The 19,566-nt window shown below is 34.9% G+C and carries 19 protein-coding genes; 6 read left to right on the top strand and 13 right to left on the bottom strand.

Translation table 11 applies throughout. The features are described 5' to 3' along the window. Window positions 1-49: 49 nt before the first annotated feature. Together PXD56_RS02145 and PXD56_RS02140 are read left to right on the top strand one after the other, a co-directional pair. Window positions 50-424 (top strand): hypothetical protein, encoded by a 375-nt coding sequence (locus PXD56_RS02145; RefSeq protein WP_276491712.1) that lies wholly within the window; start codon window positions 50-52, stop codon window positions 422-424. 135 nt (window positions 425-559) lie between these two features. After that, window positions 560-1,264, top strand: a complete 705-nt coding sequence (locus PXD56_RS02140; RefSeq protein ID WP_276491711.1) for a tetratricopeptide repeat protein — start codon at window positions 560-562, stop codon at window positions 1,262-1,264. 98 nt (window positions 1,265-1,362) lie between these two features. On the opposite strand, the gene PXD56_RS02135 is transcribed toward PXD56_RS02140, so the two are convergent. Next, a complete protein-coding gene (locus PXD56_RS02135; protein WP_276491710.1) occupies window positions 1,363-1,863 on the bottom strand; it encodes a hypothetical protein in 501 nt (166 codons plus the stop codon). Window positions 1,864-1,927: 64 nt separating this feature from the next. Here PXD56_RS02135 and PXD56_RS02130 point away from each other — a divergent pair, with 64 nt between their 5' ends. Next, complete coding sequence (locus tag PXD56_RS02130; protein ID WP_276491709.1) at window positions 1,928-2,866, top strand: NAD-dependent epimerase/dehydratase family protein; 939 nt, start codon at window positions 1,928-1,930, stop codon at window positions 2,864-2,866. 127 nt (window positions 2,867-2,993) lie between these two features. Further along, entirely contained in the window at window positions 2,994-3,416 is a 423-nt protein-coding gene (locus PXD56_RS02125) for a hypothetical protein (protein ID WP_276491708.1), read from the top strand. Between the two features lie 104 nt (window positions 3,417-3,520). Here the strand turns inward: PXD56_RS02125 and rimK are convergent, their stop codons facing one another. From rimK to PXD56_RS02095, 6 genes are all read right to left on the bottom strand, one after another. Further along, complete coding sequence (rimK, locus tag PXD56_RS02120; protein WP_276491707.1) at window positions 3,521-4,891, bottom strand: 30S ribosomal protein S6--L-glutamate ligase; 1,371 nt, start codon at window positions 4,889-4,891, stop codon at window positions 3,521-3,523. Window positions 4,892-4,929: 38 nt separating this feature from the next. Then, a complete protein-coding gene (locus PXD56_RS02115; RefSeq protein ID WP_276491706.1) occupies window positions 4,930-6,456 on the bottom strand; it encodes a bifunctional GNAT family N-acetyltransferase/carbon-nitrogen hydrolase family protein in 1,527 nt (508 codons plus the stop codon). 113 nt (window positions 6,457-6,569) lie between these two features. Beyond that, window positions 6,570-6,893 carry a hypothetical protein gene (locus tag PXD56_RS02110; RefSeq protein WP_276491705.1) on the bottom strand — a complete coding sequence of 108 codons (324 nt, stop codon included), beginning with the start codon at window positions 6,891-6,893 and terminating at the stop codon, window positions 6,570-6,572. A gap of 2 nt (window positions 6,894-6,895) precedes the next feature. Continuing rightward, complete coding sequence (locus tag PXD56_RS02105; RefSeq protein WP_276491704.1) at window positions 6,896-7,873, bottom strand: deoxyhypusine synthase family protein; 978 nt, start codon at window positions 7,871-7,873, stop codon at window positions 6,896-6,898. Then, window positions 7,860-8,798 carry an agmatinase gene (gene speB / locus PXD56_RS02100; protein WP_276491703.1) on the bottom strand — a complete coding sequence of 313 codons (939 nt, stop codon included), beginning with the start codon at window positions 8,796-8,798 and terminating at the stop codon, window positions 7,860-7,862. The genes PXD56_RS02105 and speB overlap by 14 nt, the downstream gene beginning before the upstream one ends. A gap of 92 nt (window positions 8,799-8,890) precedes the next feature. Continuing rightward, window positions 8,891-10,303 (bottom strand): type III PLP-dependent enzyme domain-containing protein, encoded by a 1,413-nt coding sequence (locus PXD56_RS02095; RefSeq protein WP_276491702.1) that lies wholly within the window; start codon window positions 10,301-10,303, stop codon window positions 8,891-8,893. A gap of 483 nt (window positions 10,304-10,786) precedes the next feature. On the opposite strand from PXD56_RS02095, the gene PXD56_RS02090 reads away from it, so the two are divergent. Next, entirely contained in the window at window positions 10,787-11,536 is a 750-nt protein-coding gene (locus PXD56_RS02090; protein ID WP_276491701.1) for a hypothetical protein, read from the top strand. A 411-nt stretch (window positions 11,537-11,947) separates the two neighbouring features. On the opposite strand, the gene PXD56_RS02085 is transcribed toward PXD56_RS02090, so the two are convergent. After that, on the bottom strand, window positions 11,948-12,517 hold the full coding sequence (locus PXD56_RS02085) for a RidA family protein (protein ID WP_276491700.1): 570 nt from the start codon (window positions 12,515-12,517) through the stop codon (window positions 11,948-11,950). A 236-nt stretch (window positions 12,518-12,753) separates the two neighbouring features. Between PXD56_RS02085 and PXD56_RS02080 the strand changes: the two genes are divergently transcribed. Then, the gene (locus PXD56_RS02080) at window positions 12,754-13,998 is read left to right on the top strand and encodes an MFS transporter (protein ID WP_276491699.1); all 1,245 of its coding nucleotides are present in this window, start codon (window positions 12,754-12,756) and stop codon (window positions 13,996-13,998) included. 72 nt (window positions 13,999-14,070) lie between these two features. On the opposite strand, the gene scpA is transcribed toward PXD56_RS02080, so the two are convergent. The 5 genes from scpA to PXD56_RS02055 all read right to left on the bottom strand — a co-directional run bounded on the left by scpA (window position 14,071) and on the right by PXD56_RS02055 (window position 19,557). Next, window positions 14,071-16,233, bottom strand: coding sequence for a methylmalonyl-CoA mutase (gene scpA, locus PXD56_RS02075; RefSeq protein WP_276491698.1), 2,163 nt, complete (start codon window positions 16,231-16,233; stop codon window positions 14,071-14,073). Further along, window positions 16,226-17,599 (bottom strand): methylmalonyl-CoA mutase subunit beta, encoded by a 1,374-nt coding sequence (locus PXD56_RS02070; RefSeq protein WP_276491697.1) that lies wholly within the window; start codon window positions 17,597-17,599, stop codon window positions 16,226-16,228. Before PXD56_RS02070 ends, scpA begins: the two co-directional genes overlap by 8 nt. A 183-nt stretch (window positions 17,600-17,782) precedes the next feature. Next, window positions 17,783-18,580 (bottom strand): DUF6503 family protein, encoded by a 798-nt coding sequence (locus PXD56_RS02065; RefSeq protein WP_276491696.1) that lies wholly within the window; start codon window positions 18,578-18,580, stop codon window positions 17,783-17,785. A 303-nt stretch (window positions 18,581-18,883) separates the two neighbouring features. Next, on the bottom strand, window positions 18,884-19,036 hold the full coding sequence (locus PXD56_RS02060) for a YqaE/Pmp3 family membrane protein (protein ID WP_036151377.1): 153 nt from the start codon (window positions 19,034-19,036) through the stop codon (window positions 18,884-18,886). Window positions 19,037-19,140: 104 nt separating this feature from the next. Then, window positions 19,141-19,557, bottom strand: a complete 417-nt coding sequence (locus PXD56_RS02055) for a response regulator (RefSeq protein ID WP_276491695.1) — start codon at window positions 19,555-19,557, stop codon at window positions 19,141-19,143. Window positions 19,558-19,566 lie beyond the last annotated feature (9 nt).

Here is a 19,566-nt window from a genome sequence, read left to right as displayed (position 1 = left end):
TTATCGACGTATGACATACCTTTGTATAACAATATAAAACCATAATGTTATGAAGAAAGATAAATTACGGGAGAGGGTTTTAGTTGAATTAGAGAAGCTCATCTCCCTAAGTTGCAAGAACCCAAACGGTTCCAAAAAGTATGAAGATTTGCATATTGCATTGTTGAAAAAATACTATAATGCTACCAATGTTACTATAGACTATCACCGTCATAGAATTAAAATGGAAGTTATAGAAGACGATAGCTTATATGACCCTAAGACGGTAAATACATATTTACCAACTTTTTACACAAATTTGCTCTTTAACAATCTATGTAAGTTTCTAATTTCTTGTGTTGAAAAAGACAACAAAAGTATTGGCTTTTACACACAGCTTTTAAATTCTTTTAGAACCACTAACAACAAGTTAGAAGTAGCTTAAGAATTTAGTAAATATTAAAGTTTAAAAAAGACGTCTTGTAAGGCGTCTTTTTCATTTCTGATATTTAAACCTTTCCTTAACAAGATCATACAGAATATTTTAATAGATTAGCGCACTTTAAATAGAACAGAAAAAATGAAAAAGTCACTTTTAGCAGTTGTAGCTGTCGTATTATTATCTGGTAGTTACGGATATTCACAGACCAAATCTGAATTACTAAAGCATTACGAAGCATTTTACGATCAAATGCGTTTACAGGGAGATGTTGATGGCGTAATCAATGCCTTAACTCACTTAAATGTATTATCACCTTCACAACAAAGAAATGATACTTTAGCATATATCTATGCGAACGATAATCAACACCTACAGGCTTTAAATATTATTGGAATCGAGAAATTAGATTCTGACTCTAATTTAGCCATACAAGTAAAAGCGGTTTCTTTAAAAGCTTTGAACCAGCCAAAAAGAGCTTTAGAACAATTTGAAGCTTTATATGCTAGAGAACCTAATGCATACCTTGCCTATGAATTGGCAGATCTTAAAGTACAAACAGGTGATAATGTTGGCGCTTTAAAACATGTTGAATACGGTATTGCAAATGCTAAAGATGATATGAAATATGCTTTTTACGAGCGTCAGCAGCCATATGAGGTTCCTTTAAAAGCTGCATTTATTCATGTAAAGGCACTTATTCAATATAATATGGATAAGGGCAATATTGACCAAGCTATCGCTACTTTGGACGAAGCCTTGGCAATTGACCCAAATTTTAATTTGGCTAGCTTAAGCAAACAAGCACTGACATCAAGAAAAGATGCTCCAGAAGAGAAAAAATAATAACCTCGGTTATTAGAACAAAAAAGGCGAATCTTTAAGATTCGCCTTTTTTGTTCCATTCTATTTAGATTATTATCGTTTCAGAAATTCGTAATCACTTAATTCTCTTCATTTTTCAACAATTCATCTGGTAAAGTATTATTCACCACCACATTAAATTGATTTCTTAAATCATTATAGGCGGTAATCATTTGAATAATAGATTCCCTTGGGTTCTGTTGGTACTCCAAATCACCTTTAGCTTTTAACACGTAGGTTTTAAACAACTTTTGACGCCCTTTAATTTGTGGAATATTAAATTTTTCCGGGTACTCGCCAAGCTCCATTTTATTCTGGTTCTCAATTAGCTCATCTACCAAAAACTGAAAATCTTCTATATGTTCAGAAGTATAGATTTTATCAAAACTCTGGTCTAAGGCATTATACTCTAACCAATCGTTTATTATAGTTTGCGCCTTAGCATCAACACGCGTTTTCTGCGGCAAGCTATCCGTTGTTTCTTCCCAACGGACTTCACGGATAGTTGATTTATCTTGTACTGTATCTTTACAAGAAGAAACCAGCGTAACTATTATTAAAAAAAAGATAATTTTGGACATAAGCGAATGTACAAATTTTAAGAAAAGGTATCTTTATCTCAAATTCATTTAACGAAAATTTTTAATGTCAAAATACATATTAATCATAGGGGCCTGCGGTCAAATAGGAACAGAACTAACATTAACCCTTAGAGAAAAACATGGTGGTGATCACATTATAGCCAGTGATATTAGAGAAGGTAATGATGAGCTAATGGAGTCTGGACCATTTGAAATTTTAGATGCAACCAATTATGATGCTTTAGAAGAGGTCATTGCCTACTATGATATATCTGAAGTGTATTTAATGGCCGCAATGTTAAGCGCTACCGCAGAGAAATTTCCCATGCGTGCATGGAACTTAAACATGAATACCCTTTTCAATGTATTGAATCTTGCAAAAGATAAAAAAATAGAAAAGATATTCTGGCCATCTAGTATAGCCGTTTTTGGACCTAACACCCCAAAAGATGATACTCCGCAAAATACCATCATGGAGCCAAGTACAGTATACGGTATAAGTAAACAAAGTGGTGAACGTTGGTGCGAGTATTATTTCAACAAGTTCAATGTAGATGTGAGAAGTATTCGTTATCCCGGACTTATTAGCTGGAAAACCATGCCCGGTGGCGGCACTACAGATTATGCCGTAGAAATTTATCATAAAGCACTATCTGAAGGCTCTTACACCTGTTTTCTAGAAGAAGACACAAACTTACCAATGATGTTCATGGACGATGCCATACGTGCCACTTTACAGATTATGGAAGCGCCAACGGAGAATATTAAAGAACGTTCTGCTTATAATTTGGCGGCAATGAGTTTTACGCCTAAAGAAATGGCAGAAAGCATTAAGGCCGTATTACCAAAATTTGAAATTGCTTACGAACCAGACTTTAGGCAAGAGATTGCCAACTCATGGCCTAGTAGTATAGATGATACCAATGCGCAACAAGATTGGAATTGGAAAGCAGAATTTGATCTTCAAAAAACTACCGAGGCCATGTTGGAAAATTTAAAATAATACTGAAAAAACAATGCGTATAAGCGATGTATAACTAAATCAATTTTAGGTTTTATAAATCTCAATTTTATACTTAAAAGTATATTTTACCGTTATCCTCTGGAAACCAACCTAAAATTTAAAAATTATGATTTACGGACTTACATTAATTATTCTTGGGATATTAGCAGTGCCCTCATTGCTTTTGTCCAAAAAGCCAAATGCAAAAGAGCTATTAGATAAAATTACACCTTATCAAGGTTGGATCGGCTTAATTTTCTGCATATGGGGTATCTGGGGTATCATTAGCGCAGTATTAAACCTTGGTATGCTAGGTAGCTTTCCAATATGGTGGATAACCTGGATAGCTGTTAGTGTTATTACTGCAGTATTAGGCTTCTTGTTAGGTTATGGTATGATTCAAGATATGCTGTTATCTAAAAACGAAGAAGCTATGAAAAAAGGAGAAGCATTAAGAGCCAAACTAGCACCACTACAAGGAAAATTTGGTGTTGCAGCTATTGGTCTTGGCATCTGGGCCATTATATCTAGTATTATGTTTATGGGATAAACCCACATATAAAAAGAACCAATTTTAAGGTTCTACAATATATCTTAAACTAAAAGAGGTTTCCTAAAATGGAAACCTCTTTTTTGTTGTTATATAATCAGGAATTAATTCACAAACTTCAATCGCTTTTCAATTGCCATGATCATAGCATTGGCAATATCTTTACCGGTAGCGTTTTCTATACCTTCTAAACCTGGCGAAGAATTTACTTCTAATAATAAGGGTCCTTTGTTAGAACGTATAATATCAACACCTGCAACAGCAAGGTTTAATACCTTGGCCGCTTTTAAAGCAAGTTTCTTTTCATCTGCCGTTATTTTAATGATAGAGGCTTTACCTCCTTGATGAATATTAGCCCTAAATTCTCCTTTTTGGGCTTGGCGCTGCATACTGGCAACAACCCTACCGTTTACTACAAAGCAACGAATATCTTGCCCGTTTGCTTCTTTAATGAACTCTTGTACCAAAATATTGGTATTAACGCTTTTAAAGGCATTGATTACACTTTCTGCAGCCTTATTGGTTTCTGCCAAAACAACACCTTTACCTTGTGTACTTTCCAATAGTTTAATAATCAATGGAGCACCGTTTACCATTTTGATCAGGTCTTTGGTATCCATTGGCGATTTTGCAAATCCCGTTATGGGGATATGAATATCATGGTTAGAAAATAACTGAGATGCGAACAGTTTATCTCTTGACTGTGTAATTGCTTCAGCCGAATTTTGACAGTACACTCCCAAATTATTGAATTGACGGATCAATGCACAACCGTAAAAAGTGACCGACGGTTTAATACGTGGAATAACCGCATCATAGTCTTTAAGTATGATACCTCCACGATATCTTATTTCGGGAGAATGGGCATCAAGCTTCATGTATGCCTGTTCAACATTTAAAAAATGTATTTCGTGCCCCCTAGCCTCTGCAGCTTCCATGATTCTTTTGTTACTATATAAGTTTGGGTTACTTGCTAACAGCGCAATCTTCAATCCTGTTTTCTCCTTGTAATAGGGAGCATATAATTTATTTATCTCGTTATCCTCAAATGATTGTAGTTGATAATTTACAGCTGGGTTTACAATAAAGCGTTCGTTTAAAGCTTCTCTACCTAACAACATACGAAACTCCATCGTATCTCTATTGGCAAGTGTCAGTTCAATATCAAAAGTATCTTCACCGATAGTCACCGGAGTTTTGATGACCAAACGTTCTTCAGAAATACCCGATGAACTTTTTACCATTCTACGAGCAACCAAACGTGCTTGACATTCAATGGCAATACTGCGATTCTCTTGCAACGGACTTACCTCAAACTTTACCCATTCTTGTCCGCCTTTTGATATTATCTTTAAATTAGTAGCTTGTATGGAAGATGTTTTTGCCCCAGAATCTACCCTAGCTTTAATTGCCGGTATACCCAAGTCATTAAACACACACCATTCCTCACTACCTATAATCTTTAAATTGTCCAATCTTTTTTTTGTTTTTGGCTCCTAATACGGGAGCTTTCTTATTTCTTTTTTAACTCAAATAAATCTAATCTTCTATCGCGAAGGTTACGTACCGCCCCAAATTGATTTAATTCACGTAGCAAACTAATATCAACATCGGCAATTAATATCATTTCGGTATTCGGTGTCGCTTCCGCTTTAATTCCGTTGGTAGGAAAAGAGAAATCGCATGGTGTAAATACCATAGATTGTGCAAATTGAATATCCATATTCTGTACATTGGGTAAGTTACCTACACTACCGGCAATAGCCACATAGCATTCGTTTTCAATAGCTCTCGACTGCGCACAATTTCGAACTCTAGAGTAGCCGTTTTGTGTATCGGTCAAGAATGGTACAAATAGAATATCCATACCCTCATCTGCCAATAAACGACTAAGCTCCGGAAACTCAGAATCATAGCAGACCAACACCCCGATTTTACCACAATCAGTATCAAAAGCTTTTAATTGATGACCACCTTGCATACCCCAAACCTTAGCTTCATCAGGTGTTACATGTAATTTTTCATAGCGTTCCATACTACCGTCTCGTCTGCACAAATACCCTACATTATATAAACGACCATCAATAACCTCTGGCATACTACCCGTTATAATATTGATGTTGTACGATATGGAAAACTCAGAAAATTTCTGGGCAATTGCCTGTGTATGTTTCGCTAATTCTCTAATAGCATCTGGCGTAGACATATGGTTGTTCACTGCCATTAATGGAGCATTAAAAAACTCTGGAAACAATGCAAAGTCTGAACGATAACCAGAAACCGCATCTATAAAATATTCTGCTTGCTCCAATAGCGCATCCAAATCTTTGTATGGTCTCATTTGCCATTGAATCAACCCTAAACGAATTACGGTTTTCTTGGTAGCCGCTTTCTTAGAAGGTTTTTGATAATAGATATTATCCCACTCCATCAAAATAGCGAAATCTTGCGATGCCTTATCACCATCTAAATAGCCTTTCATCACTTTTGCAGGATGAAAATCATTACTGATCTGAAAATTTAGCACGGGATCTTGAATTTCTTTTCTACGTACCTTATCGATATATTCCTTTGGAGACAATTCTGATGCATAATTATGATAATTAGGCATACGACCACCAAATACAATACTCTTTAAGTTCAACTTCTCACAAAGTTCTTTTCTATAATCATATAAACGTCTCCCTAGTCGCAAACCTCTAAAACTTGGTTTTATAAACACTTCAATACCGTAAAGCACATCGCCTTCATCATTATGCGTATCAAAACTGTACTTACCCGTAATCTGCTCGTAGGTGTGGGTATCATCAAAAGCATCATAGTCTACCACAATAGACAAGGCAACACCTGCCAATTGCCCGTTAATTTTGATAACGACCTGACCTTCTGGAAATTTATCGATCAAAGATTTTATATGTTCCTCTTTCCAATATGAACCAGGCATATTGGTGTAAGCAGAAATCATAGCAGTTTTCAGTTCTTGATAATCATCTAGATCTAAAAACTTTAATTCAATATTTTCAATTTCGTCGATTTTCATTTATCTGTTGTAAGCACAACGATATATATTTTAAGTTTTATGTGATATATTTTCCGGTTTACAAGAAGCAAACCGGAATTTTAAAGTGTACTGTTTATTAAAAACTAGGCAAACTAGTCTTCATCATCGCCATCAACCATATCCTCAGGATTTGGTTCTACAACGGCAGTTGGATCATCATCATCAAAATCTTCATAATCATCCTCATCATAATTCTCCATCGTATATTCAAGCTTGGCACTAATTTTCACTAAGTACTTAGTGTCTTCTGTCAATACCTCAACAGCTTCTATACGTTCTCCTTGTCCGTTTCTGAAAGAAATAATATTACGGTCATCATACCCATCCGGGTACCTTTCTACCAAGAGTTTTAGAACTTCTGGCGTCAACTTTTTAAAGTCAACTATGACTCTCTTTAAATGTGCGTTCTTGTCCATAATTACATATCTAATAGGTAAGCAAAAATTAAGGGCGCAACAATTGTCGCATCACTTTCAATAATATATTTAGGTGTATTGATATCTAATTTTCCCCAGGTAATTTTTTCATTGGGCACTGCACCCGAATACGAACCATAACTGGTAGTACTATCGCTAATTTGGCAGAAATAGCTCCAGAAAGGAGTATCTGTACGTTCCATATCTTGATATAGCATTGGCACCACACAAATAGGAAAATCACCTGCGATACCACCACCGATTTGGAAGAATCCGATTCCGTTTTCTGAATTTTGTGTATACCAATCTGCCAAGAAGGTCATGTATTCTATACCAGATTTCATGGTGCTTGCTTTCAACTCACCTTTCATGACATACGATGCAAAAATGTTCCCCATTGTACTATCTTCCCAACCCGGGCAGATAATAGGAAGGTTCTTTTCTGCAGCTGCGTACATCCAAGAATCTTTAAGGTCTATTTCATAATATTCCTCTAACACCCCGGAAAGTAACATTTTATACATGAACTCATGTGGCAAATAACGTTCGCCCTTATCATCTGCATCTTTCCAAATTTTGAAAATATGCTCTTGCAATCTTCTAAAAGCCTCCTCTTCTGGAATACAGGTATCGGTAACCCTATTCAAGCCTTTTTCCAACAGATCCCACTCGTCTTGCGGAGTCAAATCTCTATAATTAGGTACACGCTTGTAATGAGAATGCGCCACCAAATTCATAATATCCTCTTCTAAATTGGCACCGGTACAGGAAATGATCTGTACCTTATCTTGGCGTATAACCTCTGCAAAGATCTTACCTAATTCAGCAGTAGACATAGCGCCAGCCAAAGAAACCAACATTTTGGCACCGTTATTCAGCTGTTCTTCATACCCTTTGGCAGCATCTACCAAAGCAGCCGCATTAAAGTGTAAATAATATTTTTCTATGAAATTGGTGATTGCACCTTTAGTCTTCGTCATCTTCGAATCTTGAATTTGTATTTGCTTTATAATCAATATCAAAAGTATTGTCATACTCTTGATCTATGTCTTGCCCCGCAAATTTATAGCTGAGCATTTTGTAATATAATTTTGCCGCCAAAAAGTCTGACGATTTATCATTTTTGTTAGGGCAAAGTTCAACAATGTCAAAACCTACCACGTTCTTATCTTCAAAAACCTGCTTTAAGAACTCCAAAGTCTCGTACCAAAGTAAACCTCCTGGTTCCGGTGTACCGGTAGAAGGCATAATGGACGGATCAAAAGCATCAAGGTCCAATGTTATAAAGACATTATCGGTCATTGCTTCTATAACCTTATCTGACCAATATTCATCAGCAACCATATCATGGGCAAAAAATGTTTTTTCCTCATCCATTACGGTCTTTTCCATAACATCCATAGAACGAATACCTACCTGAACCAAATTGGTAGTCTGGCTAGCTTCGTATACGGCACAGGCATGGTTGTACTTTGTACCTTCATAAGATTCCCTGAGATCCGCATGTGCATCTATCTGCAATACCGTTAAATTATCAAAACACTCGTTAAAGGCTCTAATAGAACCAATAGATATTGAATGTTCACCGCCAAAAAGGGTTACAAACTTGTTACGTTTAATAAAATCTTTGGTAATGTCATGCACCTCATTTACCATTGCCTCTGGAGAACTATTCTCTGTAATTGGCTCGGTTAAATGAATACCCTGCTTGTAAACTTCAGAATCGGTTTCAATATCGTATAGTTCCATGTTTTCAGAAGCTTCTAAAAAAGCTTCTGGACCTTTGTCCGCTCCCTTACCCCAGGTACTTGTTCCGTCATAAGGAACAGGTATCAAGATAATTTTGGACTTCTCTAGTTGTGCGAATTCATCGGAAATACCGGCATAATTCTTAGATGTACTCATGATATATTAGCTATTATAAGTGGTTTTTTTAGTAATAATTTTAAACTGTATATGTAATTCTTGTACCATTGCTCTTTTAAATCTTATCAATTTTATTCATTGTCAGAAGCTACATCGTATCCTAAAATATCTAGTAGATCTTCTGCCTTTTGTTGCGCTCTAAATTGTTTGTAAATGAAATTACCGTTCTCATCTTTATCAATTAATATATGCTTTGGTTGCGGAATTAAGCAATGCTGCAATCCGCCATAGCCACCAATTGATTCTTGATAAGCACCAGTATTAAAAAAACCGATATAAAGCGGTTTCTCCTTCTTATATTTTGGCAGATAAATAGCGTTCATATTTTGCTCACTGTTGTAATAATCATCACTATCACATGTCAATCCGCCTAACAAAACACGTTCGTACTCATCATTCCAACGGTTAATGGGCAGCATTATAAATCTCTTATTGATTGCCCATGTGTCCGGTAACGTAGTTATGAAAGAAGAATCTATCATATTCCACTTTTCGCGATCATTCTGTTGTTTTTGATATAAGATCTCATAAATGGCACCACCACTCTCACCTACCGTAAAACTTCCAAATTCCGTAAAAATATGAGGCACTGGAACATCTGCTTCTGAACACGTAATGTTGATTTGGTTTAAAATCTCATTGATCATATATTGGTAATCGTAATCAAATGCCAAAGAGTTCTTTATAGGAAAACCACCTCCAATATTTAAACTATCTAATGATGGGCAAATTTTCTTTAAACGAACATATACCTTTAAACATTTTACAAGCTCGTTCCAATAATAGGCGTTATCACGAATACCGGTATTAATGAAGAAATGAAGCATTTTAAGCTCAACCTTGTCATTATTCTTTATTTGGTTCTCATAAAACGGAACAATGTTCTTATAACCGATACCTAAACGAGAGGTATAAAACTCGAATTTCGGTTCTTCTTCCGATGCTATACGAATACCTACTTTAAAGGTGTCATTGATAGCATCTGAAAGTAAATCTATTTCTTCATAATTATCAATAATAGGTACGCAATTTTGGTGACCGTTATTGATTAAACGAGCTATATTATCAATGTACTTTTCACGTTTGAATCCGTTACAAATGACATAAGTCTGATCCGTTAATTTACCGTCTGCCTTTAATTTTTCTATAATATTAATATCAAAAGCAGAAGAGGTTTCCATATGAATCTCATTCTTTAGAGCCTCATGCATTATATGCTGAAAATGCGAGCTTTTAGTACAGTAACAATAGTGATATTTACCCTTGTAATTATTTTTTTCTATAGCATTTGCAAACCAGTTTTTTGCCCTAAGAATATTCTCTGAAATTTTAGGCAAATAAGTAAATTTCAACGGGCTGCCATATTGCTTTACCAAATGGTTTAAAGGTATACCGTGAAATTGTAAATGCTCACCATCTAAATTAAATTCTTCTTGAGGAAAATAGTAAGTTTGATCAATAAGATCAATGTATTTGGTATTCATGAATTGAATATTAAATAATAATGAAATATGATTATGATAAATGTAGTAACTAGCCTATAGACTTAAAGTTAAGAAAACGTAACTATTTAAGTAGGATATCACACCAGAATTTGCTTCTGAGTAGTAGGAATAAAAAAGTAGTCATGCTGACTTTGCATGATATTAGAAAATACGTTGGAAGTTTGCTTTACTAATCGGCAACCTATCTTATAAGCCATTTGCGAGAAACACTTCCAATTTCTCTCAAACCCGAACACAGAATAACGATACATAATGTTCAGCTAAAAGCTTGAAATATCCAGCATACAAAGTTGTATCTTAGGACAGGACAAATGAAATCAAAAAAAATGAAAAAACAAGCATTTTTATTTTTTTTACGATAATTAGTAATTTTTACCCAAACAAAAATAAAAAGCACTTTAATTTTGAATATAACATATTAATTTTCAATATTTTAAATGCCATACAATTCAATTTAAAAAAATGAAAAATTTCCATTTAAAACGTCGATTTGCGACTATAATTTTAATTTCTGTCAATATTTTGATTTCATATGGTCAAATTCCTAACGGAATTTATACGGATACCCTTCAAAATAATGGTACGGAAACTGTACATCAAATAAAGATTAAGGATGATTATTTTATCTATAATGCATATGAAATTGAACCCGCAAAATTCATAAAAACTGTTGGTGGTTTTTTTCAAATTGAGAACACAGCTACTAACAAACTATTAGTTGTTCTTTTAGAGTTTAATTCTAACTACGAGAATGATGCTGTGAGACAATTATCAATTCCTACAGAAATGGATGGGGAAAAATTAAAAATGAATTGGTTTCAACAATTAACTTTAACTCCCCTTTACCCTAATACACAAGATTTGGACGGTACTTGGCTATTTGCAACCAGAGGTCCGGATACGGGACAAAAACGAAGAGGAGAAGAAAGTACTAGAAAAACATTAAAATTCTTAATGAACAACACTTTTCAATGGATAGCCTATGACACTGAATCTTTCCGATTTTCAGGAACTGGTGGAGGTGCATATTCAGCAGAAAATGGTATTTATAAGGAGCATATAGAATTTTTCTCTAAAGACAATACTAGAGTTGGTGCGCAATTACAATTTAATTATAAGCTTGAAGAAAATGACTGGCACCATACAGGAAAAAACAGCAAAGGCGCACCTATGTATGAGATTTGGAGCAAAAGAGTAACGAGTGTTGAGTAAAATTAATTTGGCACTAATAAGTATGTTAGCATCTAACTTCTCATACTTAGCAAAGTAATCTAACATTATAAAAACGTTACCGTTTATCGAAAATAACATGAGTTGAAGGTTAGCCTGCCATACTTTTTATAGTTTAGCAGAAAATTCCTACTTATGTCCAACTACATTAATTTTTTCGGGTTTTTCGCAGTTTGCTTAATAGTTGCCTTTTTATTGGTATTCTTTTTTAGCGAAAACAAAAACTAAATCCGCAAAAATCATTTGTATATAGAGACATTGGTCATTACTATATGGTAAAAAAAAAGCCGATTTATTCAATCGGCTTTTTTATGATTTCTAATCAATAAAGTGTTTCTATTTAAAGCATAACTGTGTTAAACAGTTCATGCAGGCTAAGTGTTAAGTGAAAAACTACTCATATACCTCTACCACCATTTCTATCTCCACAGCCATATTACCAGGCAAAGAGCCCATACCCACTGCAGCACGTGCATGTTTTCCATTATCACCAAACACTTCTACCATTAAATCTGAATAGCCATTGATTACTTTAGAATGATCTTTAAAATCTGGAGCAGCGTTCACCATACCGTGTACACTTACAATTCTTTTTACTTTATTTAGATTACCCAATTCAGCTTTCAATACCGATAATTGGTTAATACCAACTTCACGGGCCGCTTGGTAGCCTTGTTCTATGGTTAAACTATCTCCCAACTTACCAATTATATTTTCACCATTTGCCTGTTTAGGTCCTTTACCCGCTAAGAACAGTAAATTATCGGCTCTTGCAGCATGAACATAATTTGCTACAGGAATTCCTTGATCTCTAAGGGTAATATTTAAACTATCTAAGACAGCTTCCGGATTATAATCGACATCAGCCATTTCTTTAGAGGAATTTTCTTTTGCGGTATCCTTATTAATATCGGCGCAACTAATGATCAAGAATGACAAAAGAACATAAATACAGTATTTCATAATATCTAATTGAATGTGGTTATTTAGACTACAAGTTACCTAATAGTTCATTATCAACACAATACCGTCAAAATCTACATACAACTCATTACATAAAAAACATTAAAAATTATATAAATACTATTTTTTGTGCTTTCTGTCGTAGTTAAGGTATCATTTTACTAAAAAAGCATTGATATTATTTCATTTTTATTAGTTTAGCAAATTAACAAAACAACAACTAAATCAATTTAAATATGGAAAGTTCTACAGCAACTTCTAAAGTAAATGCGAATAGGCTCTTTTATGCCAGCTGTTTCGCTTTAATTACTACGGCATTTTCTTTTGCCATTGCGGCAGGTATATTAGATCAATTAAAAACTGAATTAGAATTAAGCGCTAGTCAAGCTGGTTTAATTACATCTATGTGGTTTGCTGGTTTCCCAATTGCCATGGTCATTGGTGGTTTGATCTATCATAAAGTAGGAGGCAAAGTGATTATGCAGTTTGCATTTTTTGCACACGCTATTGGTATTTTACTTTTAATCTTTTCAGGAAGTTATATGGGTCTTTTGGTTGCCAACCTTCTTATAGGTCTTGGTAATGGCTGTACCGAAGCTGCTTGTAACCCAATGATCGCAGATGCCTATAAAGGCAATAGAATGAGTACAATGCTTAACAGGTTTCACATGTGGTTTCCTGGCGGTATAGCAGTAGGTAGTTTGTTATCTGGTTTTATGACAGATATGGGTATTATTGGTCAAAGTCAAGTATGGTTACTATTAATACCAGCAGTTATCTACGCATTTTTGTTTTTTGGTCAAACATGGCCTAAAGCTAAAATTGAAGAAGCTGCAACCATAAGTGGAAACTTAAAAGGTATGTTTACGCCTTTATTCCTTTTCATCGGAATATGTATGGCGCTTACCGCTATATCTGAATTTGGACCAAACCAATGGGTAGGACTAATACTTTCTAAAAGTGGAGCCGAACCAACTTTAATATTAGCATTAACTGCAGGTTTAATGGCTGTTGCCAGATTCTTTGGCGGTAGCATGGTAGCCCAATTCAACCAAACCGGTGTACTTTTAGGCTCTGCGGTTCTAGCAACGTTAGGTATCTATCTGTTTAGTACACAAACAGGAACAATGGCTTATGTAGCAGCAATTATTTTTGCACTAGGTGTAGCATATTTCTGGCCAAACATGATTGGTTTGGCAGCAACTAAAACACCAAAAACAGGAGCTTTAGGTATGTCTATAATTGGTGCTATTGGTATGTTCTCTACATCAATCTTTCAACCGATCATTGGTGGTTGGATAGATTCTGATAGAGCTGCTGCAGAAGCACAAGGTTTCACTGGTGACGAATTAGAATTAGTATCTGGTCAAGAAACTTTAGGCACCATGGTTCTTTTTCCTGCTATACTAATAGTACTATTTACTATTTTATATTTTTGGTTGAAGAAGAAAGAAGCTAATGTAGAAGTTGCCACAGCGTAACTTTCTTTTATTAATATAAAAAATGCCCGAGCAATTTCATTGCTCGGGCATTTTTATTTTACAATTTTGTTGTTATTCTATCAGTATTTCTAACAATTGAATAGCTGCATCACTGATCTTGGTTCCCGGACCAAATACAGCTGTTGCACCTGCTTCCTTTAGAAAACTATAATCCTGTTTAGGTATCACTCCCCCAACAATAACCATAATATCTTCGCGACCATAGCTTTTAAGTTCTTTAACTACTTCTGGCACTAAAGTTTTGTGTCCTCCAGCAAGAGAAGAGATTCCCAATATATGCACATCGTTCTCTACTGCCTGCTTTGCGGTTTCTTTTGGTGTTTGAAAAAGCGGACCTATATCCACATCAAACCCTAAATCGGCATAACCTGTAGCAACAACCTTAGCTCCTCGATCATGACCGTCTTGACCCATTTTAGCCACCATAATACGTGGTCTGCGCCCGTCTTGCTCCGCAAACCTATCTGCTAGTTCTTGTGCTTTCTTAAAACTACTATCTTCCTTGATTTCCTTTGAATACACGCCAGTAAATGAATTAATAATTGCCTTATGCCTGCCAAATGCCTCTTCTAAGGCACTACTTATCTCACCTAAAGTTGCTCTCTCTCTTGCTGCAGCTACTGCTAAAGCTAGTAAATTTTCTTCCGAATCGCTATCCTTCAATTTATTCTTGGCCGCAATGGTTAGCTCCTGCAATAGTTCGACGACCATAACTGTATTTCTATTTGCCTTTACTTCTTCTAAGCGTTCTAATTGCTGCCTGCGTACTTCTTTGTTATCGACCTCTAAAATTTGAAGTTCGTCTTCTTCTGTTAATTGATACTTGTTGACACCGACAATCACATCTTGCTGACTGTCTATTCTTGCTTGTTTTCTTGCCGCTGCTTCCTCTATTCTAATTTTCGGTATTCCGGTTTCAATTGCTTTGGTCATACCGCCAAGGTTCTCTACCTCTTCCATCAACTCCCAAGCCTTATGTACCAAATCATGCGTTAATTTTTCCACATAATAACTACCAGCCCAAGGATCAACAGTTTTGGTCATATTGGTTTCTTGCTGCAAATATATTTGGGTTTCCCTAGCAATTCTAGCAGAGAAATCTGTAGGCAAGGCAATGGCTTCATCCAAAGCATTGGTATGTAGGCTCTGTGTACCACCAAAAACGGCAGCAGCAGCCTCTATAGTAGTTCTTGCAACATTATTGAAAGGATCTTGTTCCGTTAGGCTCCAACCACTAGTTTGGCAATGCGTTCTAAGCATTAACGATTTTTCGTTCTTAGGATTAAACTCTTTGACCACCTTTGCCCACAACATTCTAGCAGCACGCATTTTGGCAATTTCCATAAAGTGGTTCATCCCTATTCCCCAGAAAAAGGAAAGTCGTGGTGCAAAATCATCGATCTTTAATCCGGCTTTTATTCCTGTCTTAATATATTCCAATCCGTCAGATAGCGTATATGCCAATTCTAAATGTGCAGGCGCACCAGCTTCGTGCATATGATACCCAGATATACTTATACTATTGAACTTGGGCATATGCTTACTAGTATACTCAAATATATCTGCTACCAATTGCATTGAAGGTTTTGGCGGATAGATGTACGTATTACGCACCATAAACTCTTTTAGAATATCATTTTGTATGGTTCCGGCTAACTTGTCTAAGGACACCCCTTGTTCTTCTGCAGCAACAATATAGAACGCCATAATAGGTAGTACTGCACCATTCATGGTCATAGAAACAGACATTTCATTCAGTGGTATACCATCAAAAAGTACTTTCATATCTTCAACCGTATCTATGGCCACACCCGCTTTACCAACATCACCGACTACACGCTCATGATCACTATCATAACCTCTATGTGTAGGTAGATCAAAAGCAACCGACAATCCTTTTTGTCCTGCTTTTAAGTTCTTTCTGTAGAACTCATTACTTTCTTTTGCAGTTGAAAATCCGGCATACTGTCTTATTGTCCACGGACGTAGTACGTACATTGTAGAATAAGGTCCGCGTAAAAATGGTGGTATACCTGCCGCAAAATTTAAGTGTTCAATACCTTCAATATCTTCTTTTGTGTAGCTCTTTTTCAACGGAATTGTTTCCGCAGTGATAAACGGAGCTTCATCAGATTTACCTTTGAGGTTTTTTTGACTATTACCAGTTGTAGCCGAAGTAGCCAATTGAATATGTTGCAAATCTTTTCTACTCATGTGACAAACGGTTTTGCTCTAGCTCTTCTGCCAGTCGTTTTTCTATAATGGGCGTTATCAACGTTTTTCTAGGATTCTTTTTCACAAACGGATACAACTCTAATTCATGATCCATTTTATCGTTTTCATTCTGATATGCATTTGTACCTACCAGAACAGTCTTCTTTTCATTGAATCTCTCTTGCTGTTTACGTGCCCCATCAGCAATTCTATTCTGTATAGTATGGTTCTTTAATTGCTTTAAGAATCCGCCATCTTTCTCGATAGCCTTAAATAAAATCAAAGCTTTCTCTGCTAATTGGCTCGTAATAGTTTCAATATAATAATTGCCCTCTGCCGGGTTTTCTACCTTATCAAAATAACTTTCTTCTTTCAGCAATATGAGCTGATTCAAAGCTATACGATCAGCAAAATCATTGTCCTTTTTATAAACAGCGTTATAATTAAGATTAAAAACCGTGTTAGAACCACCTAACACCGCAGACATACATTCTGTTGTGGTGCGCAACATATTTACATTATAATCATAAATAGTTTTGTTGCGTTTTGATGGCTCAGTAGTGATGTGACAAGGAATAGAAATTTCATATGCATTTGCCAAAACATCCCAAAGATTGCGTAATGCTTTTAGCTTGGCTATTTCAAAGAAATAATTACCACCAACTGCTACCTTAAAATCTATACTTTTTAATTTAGAAAGAGTAATGCCCTCTTGCAATATATTCAAATACTCATTTGCATGAGACAGTGCATAAGCCAATTGTTGCACCATATCCGCTCCCGCATTTTCATAAAGCGAAACATCTATACTAAGCAAATTTTCAATTTCAGTAGAAACTAAATCATTCACCAGTCCTATATCTGAAGACATTGATGAATACCAATTACCTGATCTTGCCAAGTTACCAATGGGATCTGCTTGAAAATGTAAATTTTTTGATTGAGGAATTTTGGAAAGCGTTTTAGACATGAACTCTTTAGACAAAAATTGCATGTTTAAATACACTTCCACAGTGCTCAAATCAATATTGTTCAAAACAACGGCAATATCTATTGATTCTTCAGGAATAAGAAACCGAAGAGCTTCTGCACCTTTCTGTATGCTTTTGAGCGCTTTTTCATTTGCCATTATAGCATTACCGGCATAAATGGACTGACCAATTTTCCAAGAAGAAATTTGCGTCGATTTTACCTTTACATGCTCCAAATCATCTGCATGGTAAAAAGGTTTTACTTTAATTCCTTCAGGAGAATCCCATACAACTTCCTCATTATAATCTTTTCCTTTTAGATCATATTGAATTTTCTGTTTCCATTCTTTTTCAGAAATGGTCTTAAAATCTTCAAACAAAGTATCACCCTTCATATAAGACAGAGTTTAATTAAAAAACGAGTTTTTTGATTTAATTATTAAAACCGAATTTAACGTAATCTCTCAAAGATACAATAAGAAAATAACCTTGGGACTAGCCCAAAAAACATTGATTTAAAGTTTTATTTAAATTTCGATTATGGAATAAAAACTATACTAGAATGTAGACTATTCTATCTATTCAATTGCGGTTAGATTTCGCACTTTTTCCGTTTCAATTCTAGACAGTTCTTTAAGTTCGTTTTTTTCGAACATTGCAGGTAAATCTTTTAAAGGAGTGCCCACCGGAGCTGCCCAATTTATGTAGTCTTGAAAACGAATACCATCAATAGTTCTAGGGTTATAGGCACTTCTAAAACGCACACCACCATCATTAACGCTGTAACTATACGCTAGATAATCAACAAAGTGAGATTGTTTATTGATCCAATACATAAAGATATCATCATGATCTGTACCACCGCCTTCTTTACCAAAAGTAACACGTACAACATCATAATCTTCATCTTTAATAACCGTTTTGCCAACAAGCTCTTTATGAACAGCGGTATCATTTAATTTATGTGGTAGTGTGGCAAAATATATAACGGAATTCAACGCATTACTATGTATTGCAATATCCTTTTCAGATAGATCAACAACCTTTTCATTTACAGTTCTTATGAATGACCCATTGTTTAAATCATCTTGAATTCTATTACCAATACTATCCTTAAAATTTACTCGATAAGAAAATCCATTGGCATTATTGAACTTGTACATTTTATTCCTAAATACAAACTCATAATTTGCAGTATCATAAGCAGTACCACCATGAGCCTGAATGGCATTTTGAATAATAGCCTCTGCGCTTTCTTGTTGGCTTTCTACAACTGGATTTTCCTTTGAATTTATTTCATCTTTTTTATTAGGATTCTTACAAGCTAAAACGGTTAAACATGCTAAACCTATTACTATTTTGAAATTCTTGATCATTTGTTCAGAATATTAATTTGAGTTGGAATTATCAATAATTGATGCAAATATTTTTAAAACCAAATAGTCGATTATAAAAATGTTTACTAACATATTAAAGTTAAAATTTATATGTCCCTACTTTATAGTATTGCTTCACAATAAGTGTTAACAACTGTACCGAAATATAGCAAGAACAAAAAAAGACCTATAAATATATTATATCAATAAAAAACCGAACAACTATCATCATTTTGATAGCTATTCGGTTTCTAAATGTCACTGCCTTAACATAAGTAGGCAAGACAAATTTTATGTTACAATTTATTGATTTACAATAAAAGCATGAATTACACCCGGTAACCAAGCAAGTAATGTCAATAGAATACTTATTAAAAGTGTAGTACCAATACCGTGTTTCATAAAAACAGCTAATGGTGGTAGTAATATATTTAAAATAATTGTTAATAAAGACATATTTTAATTTTTAGGTTCGATCAAAATTACTGGTATTTAGCGTTTTAGCTTAATCCTATTCATTTGAATGATGCCCTTAAAAATTTTTTACATCCTAACAAAGGTTAGTCTTTTCTATCTTTCAACAACTCTTCTAAAATACTCTTTAATCTACCCAAACCAATTGGTTTTACAATGTAATCTGAAATAGCGCTAATTTTCTTTGCTCTTTCCATATCAACTGGATCTAAGGAAGATGACACCATATAAATGGTAATTATTTTACCTACTCTAGGCTTAATTTTAATGTACTCTTCCATGAATTGAAATCCGTCCATAATGGGCATATCAATATCAAGAAAAATGACATCGGGAAATACGGAATCTTGATTAAGATTATCCAACATAAAATCAATTGCCTCTTCTCCATCAGAAAAAGCCATTATCTCCATTGGTAAGTTGGTAGATTGTAGCGTTTTTACCATTGTGAAGCGATAGATGGAATCATCATCAACAATACACGTTTTCAAAATATTACTCATAGCAAGCTT

Source organism: Maribacter zhoushanensis, from assembly GCF_029350975.1.
GTDB classification, from domain to species: domain Bacteria; phylum Bacteroidota; class Bacteroidia; order Flavobacteriales; family Flavobacteriaceae; genus Maribacter; species Maribacter zhoushanensis.
The sequence above is the reverse complement of the archived record's forward strand: the minus strand, read 5'-3'. Positions and strand labels throughout refer to the sequence as shown.

Bases quoted from the DNA above. Each gene is read 5' to 3' on its own strand.
- speB (WP_276491703.1), bottom strand. From the start codon at position 8,798: ATGAGTACATCTAAGAATTATGCCGGTATTTCCGATGAATTCGCACAA.
- PXD56_RS02065 (WP_276491696.1), bottom strand. From the start codon at position 18,580: ATGATCAAGAATTTCAAAATAGTAATAGGTTTAGCATGTTTAACCGTT.
- PXD56_RS02090 (WP_276491701.1), top strand. From the start codon at position 10,787: ATGAAAAATTTCCATTTAAAACGTCGATTTGCGACTATAATTTTAATT.
- PXD56_RS02060 (WP_036151377.1), bottom strand. From the start codon at position 19,036: ATGTCTTTATTAACAATTATTTTAAATATATTACTACCACCATTAGCT.
- PXD56_RS02095 (WP_276491702.1), bottom strand. From the start codon at position 10,303: ATGAATACCAAATACATTGATCTTATTGATCAAACTTACTATTTTCCT.
- PXD56_RS02125 (WP_276491708.1), top strand. From the start codon at position 2,994: ATGATTTACGGACTTACATTAATTATTCTTGGGATATTAGCAGTGCCC.
- PXD56_RS02085 (WP_276491700.1), bottom strand. From the start codon at position 12,517: ATGAAATACTGTATTTATGTTCTTTTGTCATTCTTGATCATTAGTTGC.
- PXD56_RS02130 (WP_276491709.1), top strand. From the start codon at position 1,928: ATGTCAAAATACATATTAATCATAGGGGCCTGCGGTCAAATAGGAACA.
- PXD56_RS02070 (WP_276491697.1), bottom strand. From the start codon at position 17,599: ATGAAGGGTGATACTTTGTTTGAAGATTTTAAGACCATTTCTGAAAAA.
- PXD56_RS02115 (WP_276491706.1), bottom strand. From the start codon at position 6,456: ATGAAAATCGACGAAATTGAAAATATTGAATTAAAGTTTTTAGATCTA.
- PXD56_RS02140 (WP_276491711.1), top strand. From the start codon at position 560: ATGAAAAAGTCACTTTTAGCAGTTGTAGCTGTCGTATTATTATCTGGT.
- PXD56_RS02135 (WP_276491710.1), bottom strand. From the start codon at position 1,863: ATGTCCAAAATTATCTTTTTTTTAATAATAGTTACGCTGGTTTCTTCT.
- PXD56_RS02080 (WP_276491699.1), top strand. From the start codon at position 12,754: ATGGAAAGTTCTACAGCAACTTCTAAAGTAAATGCGAATAGGCTCTTT.
- PXD56_RS02110 (WP_276491705.1), bottom strand. From the start codon at position 6,893: ATGGACAAGAACGCACATTTAAAGAGAGTCATAGTTGACTTTAAAAAG.
- PXD56_RS02145 (WP_276491712.1), top strand. From the start codon at position 50: ATGAAGAAAGATAAATTACGGGAGAGGGTTTTAGTTGAATTAGAGAAG.
- PXD56_RS02105 (WP_276491704.1), bottom strand. From the start codon at position 7,873: ATGACGAAGACTAAAGGTGCAATCACCAATTTCATAGAAAAATATTAT.
- scpA (WP_276491698.1), bottom strand. From the start codon at position 16,233: ATGAGTAGAAAAGATTTGCAACATATTCAATTGGCTACTTCGGCTACA.
- PXD56_RS02055 (WP_276491695.1), bottom strand. From the start codon at position 19,557: ATGAGTAATATTTTGAAAACGTGTATTGTTGATGATGATTCCATCTAT.